Annotated in this window: 11 protein-coding genes; 4 read left to right on the top strand and 7 right to left on the bottom strand. The window is 73.4% G+C overall.

Going from position 1 to position 13,157, the window contains the following annotated elements; all coding sequences use genetic code 11:
* Positions 1–8: 8 nt before the first annotated feature.
* Positions 9–425, bottom strand: coding sequence for a hypothetical protein (locus ACSNN8_RS27745; protein WP_436652584.1), 417 nt, complete (start codon positions 423–425; stop codon positions 9–11).
* 1,030 nt (positions 426–1,455) lie between these two features.
* Here ACSNN8_RS27745 and ACSNN8_RS27740 point away from each other — a divergent pair.
* A complete protein-coding gene (locus ACSNN8_RS27740) occupies positions 1,456–2,289 on the top strand; it encodes a hypothetical protein (RefSeq protein ID WP_436652583.1) in 834 nt (277 codons plus the stop codon).
* A gap of 14 nt (positions 2,290–2,303) precedes the next feature.
* Here ACSNN8_RS27740 and ACSNN8_RS27735 read toward each other — a convergent pair whose 3' ends face one another.
* From ACSNN8_RS27735 to ACSNN8_RS27715, 5 genes are all read right to left on the bottom strand, one after another.
* The gene (locus ACSNN8_RS27735) at positions 2,304–2,729 is read right to left on the bottom strand and encodes a MarR family winged helix-turn-helix transcriptional regulator (protein ID WP_436652581.1); all 426 of its coding nucleotides are present in this window, start codon (positions 2,727–2,729) and stop codon (positions 2,304–2,306) included.
* Between the two features lie 419 nt (positions 2,730–3,148).
* Positions 3,149–4,339, bottom strand: coding sequence for an IS110 family transposase (locus tag ACSNN8_RS27730; protein ID WP_436652580.1), 1,191 nt, complete (start codon positions 4,337–4,339; stop codon positions 3,149–3,151).
* Between the two features lie 251 nt (positions 4,340–4,590).
* The gene (locus ACSNN8_RS27725; RefSeq protein ID WP_436652578.1) at positions 4,591–6,147 is read right to left on the bottom strand and encodes a diguanylate cyclase domain-containing protein; all 1,557 of its coding nucleotides are present in this window, start codon (positions 6,145–6,147) and stop codon (positions 4,591–4,593) included.
* 51 nt (positions 6,148–6,198) lie between these two features.
* Entirely contained in the window at positions 6,199–6,882 is a 684-nt protein-coding gene (locus tag ACSNN8_RS27720; protein WP_436652576.1) for a response regulator, read from the bottom strand.
* On the bottom strand, positions 6,879–8,405 hold the full coding sequence (locus ACSNN8_RS27715) for a sensor histidine kinase (RefSeq protein WP_436652575.1): 1,527 nt from the start codon (positions 8,403–8,405) through the stop codon (positions 6,879–6,881). The genes ACSNN8_RS27720 and ACSNN8_RS27715 overlap by 4 nt, the downstream gene beginning before the upstream one ends.
* 80 nt (positions 8,406–8,485) lie before the next feature.
* Here ACSNN8_RS27715 and ACSNN8_RS27710 point away from each other — a divergent pair, with 80 nt between their 5' ends.
* The gene (locus ACSNN8_RS27710) at positions 8,486–9,904 is read left to right on the top strand and encodes a cation:dicarboxylate symporter family transporter (RefSeq protein WP_436652574.1); all 1,419 of its coding nucleotides are present in this window, start codon (positions 8,486–8,488) and stop codon (positions 9,902–9,904) included.
* Between the two features lie 121 nt (positions 9,905–10,025).
* On the opposite strand, the gene ACSNN8_RS27705 is transcribed toward ACSNN8_RS27710, so the two are convergent.
* A complete protein-coding gene (locus ACSNN8_RS27705) occupies positions 10,026–10,496 on the bottom strand; it encodes an AAA family ATPase (protein ID WP_436652573.1) in 471 nt (156 codons plus the stop codon).
* Positions 10,497–10,573: 77 nt separating this feature from the next.
* Here ACSNN8_RS27705 and ACSNN8_RS27700 point away from each other — a divergent pair, with 77 nt between their 5' ends.
* Together ACSNN8_RS27700 and ACSNN8_RS27695 are read left to right on the top strand one after the other, a co-directional pair.
* Complete coding sequence (locus tag ACSNN8_RS27700; RefSeq protein WP_436652572.1) at positions 10,574–12,436, top strand: protein kinase domain-containing protein; 1,863 nt, start codon at positions 10,574–10,576, stop codon at positions 12,434–12,436.
* A 117-nt stretch (positions 12,437–12,553) separates the two neighbouring features.
* Positions 12,554–13,129 (top strand): nucleotidyltransferase family protein, encoded by a 576-nt coding sequence (locus ACSNN8_RS27695; RefSeq protein WP_436652570.1) that lies wholly within the window; start codon positions 12,554–12,556, stop codon positions 13,127–13,129.
* The last annotated feature ends 28 nt before the right edge of the window (positions 13,130–13,157 follow it).

The raw sequence follows: 13,157 nt of genomic DNA, 5'->3' as shown, positions 1-13,157 counted from the left end.
GCCGGCCCTCAGAGGTCCGCGCAGGTGTTGCGCACGTCGACCACGAGCTGCGCCACCCGGCCCGTGTCGAACGTGACCACCGCCTGCTGCACCTGCTGCGCCTGGGTGGCGAGCGTCGCGTACTTGGCGTCCCGCCGCCCCGCCGACTGCGCCAGCGCGATGGCGCCCGCCAGCTGGTAGGTGTTCGCCTCCGTGACCGTCTCGGGCTTCCACTCGTCGGGCACCCGCCCGAACACCCCACAGGCAGCCGCCGCGTCGTCGTCCGCCGCGTCGCCGCCCCCGCCCACGAACGAGCTGGCCGCCCACAGAATCCCGACGACGAGCGCGCCCACGAGCACCCCCGCCGCTCCCGCGAGCAGCAGCGGGTTCACCTTGCGCCGCCGCCTCGCCGCCTCGGGGGGCGGCACTTCCTCGGGGAGCTGCACCGGCGTGAACGTCGTAGGCCCCACGCCCGCCGCCGGCGCGCCCTCGCCCCACACCTCAACCGGTGTCCCACCACCCGGCGCCGTGCCCGCACCCCATCCCGGCGCCGGCGTCCCGCCCGCCGCCGGCGCGCCGGAACCCCATGCCTCGGCCGGTGTCCCGCCGGGCGCCGGTGTGCCCGCATCCCGTCCCGGCGCCGCGCCGGCCGCCGGCGCGCCAGGACCCCATACCTCGGCCGGTGTCCCGCTCGCCGCCGGCGTGCCCGCATCCCGTCCCGGCACCGCGCCGGCCGGCTGCGCGCCAGAAGCCCATGCCTCGGCCGGTGTCCCGCCCGCCGCCGGCGTGCCCGCATCCCGTCCCGGCGCCGCGCCGGCCGCCGGCGCGCCAGGACCCCACGCCTCGGCTGGTGTGCCGCCGGGCGCCGGTGTGCCCGCGCCCCATACTCCGCCCCCTGCCTCGCCGGGCGTCGGCGTGCTCCCGCCCCACGCTTGCGCCCCCGGCCCACCCGGACTCGGCGGGGCGTGCGTCGGCGCGTCGACCAGCGGAGTTTTCTCTGCCGGCGACGTGCCTTCTGCGGGCCGCGCCGCTTCTGCGGGCCGCGCCGCTTCTGCCGGCCGCGCGTCTTCCGCCGGCCGCGCGCCCGAGGCGGGCGGCGTCGGCGGCTGTGCCGGCGGCGGCTGAACCGCTCCGGTCTCGCTCGGCTCAGGCTGCTGCGGCGGCGGCGTGGTCATAGCCGGAAGAATCCCACATCAGCGCTCTCCAGATCACTCCGGCGTCACGATCCGCTTCATCATTGTCCGCTCATCTCGTCCGACGCGTCGGCCCTGTGGACAACTCCGCCGATCCGGGCGCCGCGTCGTTCGGTCCTGTGGACAACTCCGTCCCGCCTTCCTTTGCCGCGTAGGGTGACCCGGTCCGCAGCGCCCGCTGTGGACACCGCGCTCGCGCCTCGGCTGCCGCGCGTAGGGGGCTGCGGCCCGAAGTCGGGCGGTCCCGTCGCGATGCAGAGGAGGGAGACTGGTGACGCAGGCTGTGGTCGACGTGCGCCGTCGGGCTTTCGGCGGCGTGGTCGCGGCCGGGGTGGTGCTGGGCTTGCTGGCTTTCGCGGCCGACTTCGTCGACGGCGCCGCGGGGCAGGTGATGGTCGCGCTGACGAGCAGCGGCTTCGCGTGGGGACTCGCCGCGTTCATCGCAGGCCGGGCGGACGGACGTCGTTCCGGCCGTGAGCCGTCGGTGCCTGCGTCCCCGGAAGTCCGCCCAGGGCTCGTAGTGCCTTTGTCTCCGGAGGCCCGCCCAGGACCAGCGGTGCCTGCGCCCGCGGAAGTCGGCCGAGGGCGGGCCGTGCCGTCGTCCTCGATGTTGCGTGCGGGCGCCGCCGTTGCTCGGGCCACGGGTCTGCTCGTGTCGGCGACCCTCGTCTACTACCTGCTGGTGCTCGTGGGCACGCGGCGATGGCTGGCCGGGGGTGTGGTGGCGGACGGGCTTCGGGACGTTGCGTTCGCTACCGCGTTGTGGGTCGCCGGCTCGCTGGTCGCGGGGACGGTGCTCGGACTGCTCGGACATGTCGTCCGGGAGGCGCCGGCGCCGCGAGGCGCTGCGGCGCTCGGGGCGGCGTGCGGGTTGCTGGCCGGGGACGGGTGGCAGGACCTGATCGAGGCGCCGCCGTCGCTGTTGCTCGCGCTCGGGGATCCGTTCGTCAACGGGTTCGTGGCCGCCGAGCTGGTGCAGGCGGTGCTTCCGGTGGTCGTGCTGGTCTGGCTCGCGACCGTGCACGGCCTCTGGCGATCGTGGATGCGGCTTGCGGTGGCCTGCGTCGGAGCGGCGGTGACGAGCGCCCTGGTCTGGGACGTGCTCGACAGGTTCTAGCGCGATCCAGGGATTTAGAGCAGCCGGTCCAGGATGCGGTGCAGGGCGGCGCGGTCGGTGGCGGGCAGGCCGGCGGTGATCTCGGCGTCGAGCACGGCGGCGACCGTGGTGGCCTCCTCCAGCAGGCGGCGGCCCTCGTCGGTGAGCCGGAGGCGTTGCCGGCGGCGGTCGGCAGGATCGCGTACGCGCCGGACCGCACCCCGCGCCTCGAGGTGGTCGGCGAGCAGGACGATCAGGCTCGGCGCCACGCGCAGCATACCGGCGAGCTCCATCTGCGACTCGGCGCCCTGCAGGTGCAGCACGCTGAGCAGCGCCACGTGCTTCGGCTTGAGGTCGAGGGCGGACAGCCGGGCGGAGTACTGCGCGTCCTGCGCCACCCCGAGCAGCCCCAGCCGGAACGACACCGTCCCCATCGGAGTGCTCGGCTTCTCCGTTGCCATGCGTTCACGATAAGCGCGGCAAACAATTCACGAGCTTAACGATCAGGCGGCAAAGCGCCCGAAGGGGCGGCGGAGATGCGAGGGGCGAGGGCAGGGACGCGGAGGCCGGTTGGCGCGGCGCGAAAAGGGCGCAGAGTCGGGTCGGCGCGGCGCGCAGAGGGGGCGGGGGCGCGGAGGCCGGTCGGCGCGGTGCGAAAAGAGGGCGGGGCACGGAGGCCGGTCGGCGCGGCGCGAAAAGGGGGCGCGGGGGCCGGTCGGCGCGGCGCGAAGGAGGGGCGGGAGCGCGGAGGTGGGTCGGCGCGGCGGCAGAGGGGGGCGAAGGCGGGTCGGCGCGGCGCAAAAGGGGGCGCGGAGTCGGGTCGGCGCGGCGCGGCGCGAAAGAGACGGGGCCGAGGCGGGGGGTGTCCCTATGGGTTTGGTCAAGTGGTGGCGGGCCGAGGCTGGTAGGGGACTTTGTCGCGGAGCATGGCGAACAGGACGTCGCAGCGGCGTCGGGCCAGGCAGATGAGGGCGGCGTTGTGGCGTTTGCCTTGGGCGCGTTTGCGGTCGTAGTAGGCGCGGCTGACGGGGTCGGCCAGGGCAGCGAACGCGGCGAGGAAAAATGCGCGTTTGAGCTGCTTGTTGCCGCCGCGGCTCGGGTGCTCGCCGCGGATGCTGGTGCCGGAGCGGCGGGTGACTGGGGCCAGGCCGGCGTAGGCGGCCAGATGGCCTGGGGTGGCGAAGGCGCTGCCGTCGCCGACTTCGAGCAGGATTCTGGCGGCGGTCCTGACGCCGATGCCGGGCATCGAGGTCAGGACCTGGGCAAGAGGGTGCGCATCGAGCATCCTGTCCACCTCGGCGGCGAGCTGGTCGCGTTGTTGCAGGACGTCGCGCAGGCTGTCGGCCAGCCGAGGCAGGATCGTCTCTGCCGCGGCAGTGCCGGGGACGGTGACCGTCTGCTCGTCCAACGCGGTCATGATCTGCTCGGTGAGGCGTTCACCCATGCGGGGCGCGTTCTTGGACGCGATCGAGAGCAGTTTGCGGCGGCCGGCCTTGCGCAGCCCGGCCGGTCCACCGCAGCGCGACAACAGTTCCAGGACGGCCTTGTGCTGCACTTTCGGCCCCAAGACACGTTCCAAGGCGGGGTGGATCTGGGTGAGCAGGCCACGGATGCGGTTGGCCAGGCGCGTCGCTTCCCCGGCCAGGTCGTCGTCGAAGCCGACCAGGACTTTCAGCTCGGCGAGGGCGTCGTCGCCCACGTTCACGCGGCGCAGCGTGTGTGGCAGGGTGCGGGCGGCGTCGGCGATGACATAGGCGTCGCGGGCGTCGGTCTTCGCGTTGCCGGGGTACAGGTCAGCGATCCGGCGCATCGCCAGGCCCGGCAGGTAGGCGACCTGGTGACCGCAGGCGCGGGCGACCGCGACCGGCAAGGCACCGATCGAGGCGGGCTGGTCGACGACCACCAGCACCGGGCCGTGCTTGGCGAGTTTGTCGAAGACCTGCCGCAGCTTGCCCTCGGTGTTGACCAGCGCCGCGTCGTGCAGGCGTCTGCCGTCGCGGTCCAGGGCGACGGCGTGGTGACCTTCTTTACCGACATCGAGACCCAGGAACACCTGGTAGTCGCCGTGCACCGCATCGCCTCCCCGCGACATCACCCGTCATCTCGATCGCCAGTCTGGCGTCGACTGCCGGCAGCCACGTTACGAAGAGACCTACCCCAGCACCGTGGGTGGCCGTGTCCCTATCAGCGGTCCATCGACGCCACCCGGCCCGGCGACAACACCCCCCGGATCATTCCTACGACAGGGGCGGTAAGTCATACCGGGCCGAGCGACCGAGCAGTCCCCGGCTGGGGACGATCAAAAAGGTAACGGGCGGCGGGTCAGGCGGCGAAAGCGCGCGGCGGCGCCACGCAGACCTCGACCCCGTCGCCGCCGCGGCGCTTGATGCGGTACATGGCGGCGTCGGCGAGGTCGACGACCTCGGTGAGCGCCGCCGCGGGGCCGCCGGCCACCCCGATGCTCAGCGTCGCGGGGCAGTCGGGCAGGGCCCGTACGGCCTGCACCATGCGCTGCGCCACCTCGCGGGCCGGCCCGGTGCCGACTCCGGGCAGCAGAACGGCGAACTCGTCGCCGCCCAGCCGGGCGACCACGTCGTCCTCGCGGACCAGCGCGGTCAGCTCGCCGGCGATCGCCCGGAGCGCGGCGTCCCCGGCCGCGTGGCCGAGCGTGTCGTTGATCTGCTTGAACTTGTCGGTGTCGATCACCAGCACGGTGGCCCAGCCGTGCGAGGCGGTGCGCACCGCCTCGTCGAACGCCCGGCGGTTCGCGATGCCGGTCAGCGGGTCGACGTCGGCGGCGCGCGAGGCGACCTCGTGCCGGACGCGCAGCTGCTCGAGCTTGCGCATGGTCTCGACCGAGTTGAGCGTGCGCAGCCGCTGCTGCCACAGGGCCGCGGCGAGCGTGGCCCCGTACGCCACGCCGGCCGACGCCTCCGCCGAGCCCATGGCGGCCAGCAGCACCGCGTGGGTGTGGTGGTGGGCGGCGGTGAGCAGCACGCCGGTGTCCCCGGGCAGCTCGGCGATGGCCCGCTCGATCACCCGGCGCGCCTCCGCGGGGCGTCCGGTGCGGCGCAGCGCGACCGCGTGGAACGGGCCGGCGAAGGCGAGCAGCAACGGGCTCATCCCGTACGCCCGGAGCCGCTCCAGCAGGTAGGTGATCTCGGTGGCGGACGACAGCGGGTCGTGCCGGTCGGCCTTGGCGCAGGCGGCGGCGAGCAGCGCGTAGTCCCGCCACACCGCGGCGTCCGGGCCGTCGGCCTCGAGCGCCGCGCGGGTCCCGTACGTCTCCGCCTGCTCGGTGTGGCTCTCGGCGGCGCCGACCTGGCCCACCTGGTAGAGCTCGAGCGCCCAGTGCAGGTGCAGCTCGGCCAGGTTGATCAGCCACATCGCGCGGTTGCCGTTGGCCGGCCCGGCGCTGCTGAGCGCGTACGCGGCCTGGTAGTGGGGTTCGACGAGCTCGTAGAGCCGCAGCTCGGAGAAGGCGATGGCGATCGCGACGCGGGCGTTGACGGCGGCGACCGGCTCGGTCTCCTCGACCACGGCGGTCTCGGCCGTCACCAGGTCGCGCAGCACCCCGTCGAGGTCGTAGCTGGCGGTGTGCGCGTCGCCGACGCGCGAGCGGGTCGCGGCGCGGGTCGCCAGCGCGGTCGCGCGCCACCCCGGGCTGCCCTCGTGGTCCGCGGCGGCCAGCATCCGCTCGACGGCGTCCTCGAACGCCGGCATGTCGCCGAGCACGTTGAACGCGGCCACCCGTACGAACTGCAGGCAGGCGTGGTCGCCGTCGAGCAGCAGCGCGTCGGCGCGGGCCACCGCCTCGGCGGCCTGCCCGGTCTGCGCCTGCTCCAGCAGCCGTACGGCTTCGTCGGTCGCGTCCATCACACCTCCCGACGCTGTTCATCGGCCGGGCGGGGCGCGATCCGAGGAAAAGGCCTACATCCGCCGGTACTCGACCTCCGGGCGGCCCGGCCCGCCGTAGCGGGGGCTGCGCACGACCCGTCCGGTCTCGGCCAGATGCTCGAGGTAGCGGCGGGCGGTGACCCGGGAGGCGCCCATCCGCGCGGCGACCTCGGCCGCGGACAGCCCCGCCGGCCCCTCGGCCGCGCGCAGCACCCCCAGCACCAGGTCGAGCGTGCCCTGGTCGAGGCCCTTGGGCAGCGAGTCGGGCGAGGCGCCGCGCAGCGCCGCGAAGGCCCTGTCGATCTCGTGCTGCGCGGCGACCTGCTCCACGCCCAGCAGCTGGCTGCGGTAGCGGGCGTACCCGAGCAGCTTCTCCCGGAAGGTGGCGAAGGTGAACGGCTTGAGCAGGTACTGGGTGACCCCGAGCGACACCGCCGAGCGCACCACCGCCAGGTCGCGCGCCGACGTCACGACCAGCACGTCGGTGCCGATCCCGGCCGCGCGCAGCGCCCGGGTGAGCTCGAGGCCGTTCATGTCGGGCAGGTTGAGGTCGAGCAGCACCAGGTCGACCGGCGTGGAGCGCAGCGCGGCCATCGCCCGCTGCGCGGTGTGGGCGACGGCGGCCACCTCGAACCCGTCGACCCGCCCCGCGTACGCCGCGTGGGCCTCGGCGAGCAGCGGCTCGTCCTCGACGACCAGCACCCGGATGGCGCTCATGCCGCCACCGGGAGCCGTACGGTGATCAGCGCCCCGCCGCCCGGGGACGCCGCCACCTCGATCGAGCCGCCGTGCCGGTCGGCCACCTGCCGGACCAGCGCCAGCCCGAGGCCGCGGCCCCGCGCCTTGGTCGACCAGCCCCGCTCGAAGGCCTCCGCGGGCAGCCCGGGGCCGGTGTCGCCGACCCGTACGAGAACCTCGTCCTTCGCCTCGGCCACCAGCACGGTCACCTCCCGCGGCGGCCCGGTGCCCGCGACCGCCTCGAGCGCGTTGTCCACCAGGTTGCCCACCACGGTGATCAGGTCACGGCTGGGCAGCGGGGTGGTGTCGCTCAGCCGCGACGCCTCGTCGATCACCAGCTGCGCGCCCCGCTCCGCCGCCTGCGCCGACTTGCCCAGCAGCAGCGCCGCGAGGGCCGGCTCGCTCACCGACCCCACCACCTGATCGGTGAGCTGCTGCGCCACCTCCAGCTCGGCGGTCGCCAGCCGTACGGCCTCCTCGGTGCGGCCCAGCTCGACCATGGTCAGCACGGTGTGCAGGCGGTTCGCGGCCTCGTGCGCCTGCGAGCGCAGCGCCTCGGTGAGCCCGCGCACCGAGTCGAGCTCGCCGGTCAGCGCGCGCAGCTCGGTGTGGTCGCGCAGGGTCAGCACGGTGCCGATCGTCTGCCCCTCCGAGCGGATCACCCGCTGGTTGGCCACCAGGATGCGGTCGCCGGCCAGCACGGGCTCGTCCTCGACCAGCGCCTTCGAGGCGACCAGCTCGGTGATCTCCGGCGGCAGGTCGTCGCCGAGCAGCCGCCGGCCCTCGTCGTTGACCAGGGTCACGCGGCCGGACCGGTCGGCCACCACCAGCCCCTCGCGCACCGAGTGCAGCACCGCGTCGTGGTACTCGTACATCCGGGTCATCTCGGCGGGGCCGAGGCCGTGGGTCTGCCGGCGCAACCGGCGGCTGAGCAGCCACGACCCGACTGCGGCCAGCAGTAGCGCCAGCGCCGTCGGGATCGCCACGGCGGGCGTGCGGCCGAGCAGTTTCTGGTTGAGCGCCTCGGTGGTGATGCCGACCGACACCAGCGCGACGACGGCGCCGCGGTCGCGCACCGGCACCACCGCGCGCACCGACTCGCCGAGCGTGCCGACGCTCGTCTCGATCACCGTGCCGCCGTCGAGCGCGCCCTCGATCGACCCGATGAACGGCCGTCCGATCAGCTCGGGCCGGGTGTGCGTGTACCGGGTCCGGTCCGGCGCCATCACCACGATGAAGTCGGTGTCCGTGGCCAGGCGGACGCTTTCGGTGTACGGCTGGAGCACCGCCGACGGGTTCCTGCCGCGCACCGCGTCGACGACCGTGGGCGAGTGCGCCACCGCCTCGGCGATGCCCACGACCTGGTCGATGGCGGCCTGCTCGGTGTCGTCGCGCACCAGCAGCACGGCGCCGGTCGTGCCGATCCCCACCAGGACGGTCACGACCAGCACCTGAAGCACGAACAGCTGGCGCGCGATGCTCCAGCGGCGGGCCAGGGGCATGTTTCGGTCTCGGATCTGTGCAGTAAACAGAATGAACGCAATATGTTTTGGTCGATGAGACCTAGGACACAGTTTGCGCTATGGAGACCCAGAGCAGCACCCCGCGGGTCAGGCGGGATCGGACGCACTACCTCTACCTCGCGGTGATCGCCGCGGTCGTGGCCGGCATCGTCATCGGCCTCGTCGCGCCGGAGGTCGGCAAGGCGCTCAAGCCGATCGGCACCGGCTTCGTCAACCTCATCAAGATGATGATCGCCCCGGTCATCTTCTGCACGATCGTGCTGGGGGTCGGTTCGATCCGGCAGGCCGCCAAGGTCGGGCGCGTCGGCGGCCTCGCCCTCGGCTACTTCCTGATCATGTCGACCGCTGCGCTCGCCATCGGCCTGGTCGTCGGCAACATCATCCACCCCGGCGCCGGGCTGCACCTGGACGCCGCGTCGGCCGCGGCCGGTCAGAAGCAGGCGGGCGGCGCCGCCGACGAGAGCCTGGCCGACTTCGTGCTCGGCATCATCCCGAACAGCCTGCTCTCGTCGCTGACCGACGGCGAGGTGCTCGAGACGCTGATGGTGGCGCTGCTGGTCGGCTTCGCGGTGCAGGGCATGGGCCGGCGCGGCGAGCCGGTGCTGCGGGCGATCACCGTCATCCAGCGGCTCGTCTTCAAGATCCTCGCCATGATCATGTGGCTGGCCCCGATCGGCGCGTTCGGCGCGATCGCCGCGGTCGTCGGCGAGACCGGCGTGGACGCCCTGAAGAGCCTCGCGCAGATCATGCTCGGCTTCTACGTCACCTGCGCGATCTTCGTCTTCGTCGTGCTGGCGCTGATCCTGTACGCGTTCACCCGGCTCAACATCTTCTCGCTGCTCAAGTACCTCGGCCGGGAGTTCCTGCTGATCCTGTCGACCTCGTCGTCGGAGTCGGCGCTGCCGCGGCTGATCGCCAAGATGGAACACCTCGGCGTCAGCAAGCCGGTCGTCGGCATCACCGTCCCGACCGGCTACTCGTTCAACCTCGACGGTACGGCGATCTACCTGACGATGGCGTCGCTGTTCATCGCCGAGGCGCTCGACCAGCCACTGGCGATCGGCGAGCAGATCTCGCTGCTCGTGTTCATGGTCATCGCCTCCAAGGGCGCCGCGGGCATCACCGGCGCCGGCCTCGCGACGCTGGCGGGCGGCCTGCAGAGCCACCGCCCCGAGCTGGTCGACGGCGTCGGCCTGATCGTCGGCATCGACCGGTTCATGTCCGAGGCCCGCGCGCTGACCAACTTCGCCGGCAACGCGGTGGCGACCGTCCTGGTCGGCACGTGGACCGGCGAGATCGACCGCGAGCGCACCCGGCGCGTGCTGGCCGGCGAGGACCCGTTCGACGAGTCCTCGATGCTCGACGAGGAGGACGACGCGGCCACCGACGACGGCCCCGACGACGCCGACGCCCGCGCCGGCACCGTCCCGCCCCAGCCCGGCGCCTCCGTGGAGCCGGCGCGGGCCGCGAAGTCCTGACCCGGCGGGTTTCCATCCGGCTGCCCGGCCCTCCGCGCCCCGCCGCGGACGGCCGGGCAGCCGCCCGGCGCCGATCAGCCCGTGACGGCCGTCGCGATCCGGTCTGCTGCCTGGGCGGGGGTCAGGTGCGTGGTGTCGACGACCTCGGCTCGGCGTGCAGCCAGGTGCGGGCGGCCTCGGCGTACGGCTCCAGGTGGCGCAGGCGGAACGGGGAGGGCACCGGATGCTGGCCGGCGATGCGGGCGCGCAGCGTGTCCCGGTCGGCGTGCAGGACGAAGTGCCGTACGGCGATGGCATGCCCGGCCAGGCCCGTGCTGATCTCGCGCCAGTACTGCTCGACCAGCACGGTCATGGGGACGACCAGCGTGCCGCCGGTGTAGTCCAGCACCCGGCGGGCGGTGTCCACGACGAGCTGCCGCCACGGCGGCCAGTGCTGGAAGTTGTCGGTCGCGGGCAGCCCCGGCGTGATGTCCATGAGGGTCTCGCCGACCTTCTCGGCGTCGAACACCCGCGAGTCCGGGATCAGTTCCTGCACGAGCGCGCTGGTCGTCGTCTTCCCCGCGCCGTGGGTGCCGTTGATCCATACGATCATGCGGACCGAGGCTAGCGGCCGGGGGGAACGGACCGCTGGTCCCGGGGCCGGTTTCGGCGCGCTAGTAGCATGATCGGGTGCTTGCCCCCGGAGCCCTGCTCAGCGACCGTTACCACCTGACCCAGCGTCTCGCCGCCGGCGGCATGGGCGAGGTCTGGCGCGGCGAGGACACGATGCTCCACCGCCCGGTCGCGATCAAGGTGATGCTGCCGGCGCTGCGCAGCGACCGCGAGTTCGTGACCCGGTTCCGCACCGAGGCGCGGATGATGGCGGCGCTGCGTCACCCCGGCGTCGTGCAGGTCTACGACTACGGCGAGACCGCCGAGGGCGACTACCTGGTGATGGAGTTCGTCGACGGCATAGGACTGTCGCGGCGCATCGAGCAGGCCGGGCGGCTCACCCCCGCCGAGACGATGACCGTGGTCGCGCAGGTGGCCGACGCGCTGCAGGTGGCCCACGAGGCGGGCATCGTGCACCGCGACGTCAAACCGGCGAACCTTCTCGTACGCCCCGGCGGCGCGATCGTGCTTGTCGACTTCGGCGTCGCCAAGTCCGCCGCGGGCACCAACCTGACCGGCACGAACGTGGTGCTGGGCTCGGCCAACTACATGGCGCCCGAGCAGGCCGAGGCGCGCCCGATCGGCCCGGCCACCGACGTGTACGCGCTCGGCGCGGTCGCGTACTGCTGCCTGACCGGCCGCCCGCCGTACGTGGGGGACAACCCGCTGCAGGTGCTCAGCCAGCTGGTGTACGGCGACCTGCCGACGCTGCCCCCGGACGTGCCCCCGCAGGTGTCGGCGCTGGTGCTGCGCGCGCTCGCCAAGGACCCGTCGCACCGGTTCGCGAGCGCGGCCGAGATGGCGTCCGCGGCCCGCGCGGCGTCCGGGCCGCAGACCCGCATGTCGTCCGGGCCGTTCACCCCGCCGCAGGCTCGTGCCTTCCGGCAGCCGCCGACCGGGTACGGCCGGCCCGGCCCGGGAACCCCGGGCGGCATCCCGACCGGCGGCACCCCGCCGCAGGGCCGCGTCTCGGGCGGCGCCCCTCAGCAGGGCTTCCCGTCTTCCGGGCGGATGCCCGCCGGCGGCCCCACCTCGGGCCGCGCTCAGCTGCCCGGCACCGCGCCGATGCCCGGAGTCGCGGCCGCGGGCGGGTTCCAGCCCGGCCGCGCCCAGGCGGGCCGCCCGCAGCAGACCGCGTACGGCCCGCTGACCGGCGCCTCCGGAGCCGCGGCCGTCCCGCGCCCGGGCGCGTCCTACGGCGGCGGCGGAAACACAGGCCCCGGCGGCCCCGACGGGTTTGGCAGCGGCGGCCCCGGCGACCGGAGGAGCCGCAGCCGTACGATCACCATCGCGGTGGCCGTCGCGGCGGTCGTGCTCGGCGCCGGCGGTGTCGCCGCGGCCACGCTGATCCCGATCGGCGAGAAGGAGGCCCTGCCCCCGGCCGGCGGCGGCGACGCGGCGGTCGAGCAGTCCACGCCCACCAAGGGCGCCACCACCAAGCCGGGCAAGAAGCCGCGCCGCTCGTCGGCCCCGACGTCCCGGCCGGCCGCCGCGGCTCCCACCACCGAACCCACCGAGGAGCCCGGGGAGCAGGAGACGCCCGAGGCCGAGCCCGCCGACCCCGAGGAGGTCTGCGGCGACGGCTTCGAGGTGCTCGACCGGGCCTCGCTGCGCAGCGGCGGCGCCACCGTGGGCCGCGTCTACCTGCTGCGCGGCGAGGGCGGCAACAACTGCGTGGTCACCGTCAAGACCACCGGCGTCGGCACGCCGTCGCCGATGTCCGCCTATCTCGAGCTCGAGGGCCGCGACCGCGCCGACCGGACCGGCACGTTCGACTCCCACGCCGGCCCGGTGACCGCCGCCGCGCCCGCCACCTGCGTGAAGTGGGGCGGCTCGATCGACGACGCCACCTACGACAGCGACTTCGAGCACTGCGACTGACCCTGTTCTTTAACCCTCCAAGCGGCGCTACTGCGCGGCTCGAAGTCGGCTCAGGGGCGGGCACGTTGAACGGATGAGGCGCATGGTTGGCTACGAGCCATGATCGGTCGCCTCCCCGTGGACGAACAACTCGTGGCGTTGAAGTCGGCGCTGTCTCGCAATGACGTGCTGTTGGAGGTGATGAGCCGTACGGCGTCGCTGGAGTTGCCAGGCTGGTACGTGACGGCGGGCTGTCTCTTCCAGACCGTGTGGAATGTCGTCACGGATAGGAGTCCTACCAGCGGTATCAAGGACTACGACATCTTCTATTTCGACAGCAGTGACCTGTCCTGGGACGCTGAGGACGAGGTGATCAAGGCCGCGCAGCGCGCCTTCACTGGGTTGGCCGCCGACGTCGAGATCCGCAACGAAGCGCGCGTACATCTGTGGTATGAGCAGAAGTTCGGCGTCCCTTGCCCTGCATACGACTCCACCGAGGCGGCGATCGACTCGTTCGCCGCCACGACGTGCTGTCTCGGGGTGCGTCTAGAAACGGACGGACGGTGGCGCATCTATGCGCCACATGGTCTATCCGACGTCTTCGGTATGGTCCTGCGGCCGAATCCCGTTCTAGCTCCGCGCCAGGTCTACGAGGCCAAGGCGGAACGCTGGCTTCAGCAGTGGCCTGAACTCACCGTGCTGCCCTGGCCATGATCCAGCGTGAGCTGCTGGCGCCCTCCGA

This window comes from Actinoplanes sp. URMC 104 (assembly GCF_051386375.1).
In the GTDB taxonomy this organism is placed as follows: Bacteria; Actinomycetota; Actinomycetes; order Mycobacteriales; family Micromonosporaceae; genus Actinoplanes.
Note: the sequence above shows the minus strand (reverse complement) of the source record. Positions and strands in the feature narration are given on the sequence as shown.

Bases quoted from the DNA above. Each gene is read 5' to 3' on its own strand.
- ACSNN8_RS27735 (WP_436652581.1), bottom strand. From the start codon at position 2,729: ATGGCAACGGAGAAGCCGAGCACTCCGATGGGGACGGTGTCGTTCCGG.
- ACSNN8_RS27720 (WP_436652576.1), bottom strand. From the start codon at position 6,882: ATGAGCGCCATCCGGGTGCTGGTCGTCGAGGACGAGCCGCTGCTCGCC.
- ACSNN8_RS27715 (WP_436652575.1), bottom strand. From the start codon at position 8,405: ATGCCCCTGGCCCGCCGCTGGAGCATCGCGCGCCAGCTGTTCGTGCTT.
- ACSNN8_RS27710 (WP_436652574.1), top strand. From the start codon at position 8,486: ATGGAGACCCAGAGCAGCACCCCGCGGGTCAGGCGGGATCGGACGCAC.
- ACSNN8_RS27705 (WP_436652573.1), bottom strand. From the start codon at position 10,496: ATGATCGTATGGATCAACGGCACCCACGGCGCGGGGAAGACGACGACC.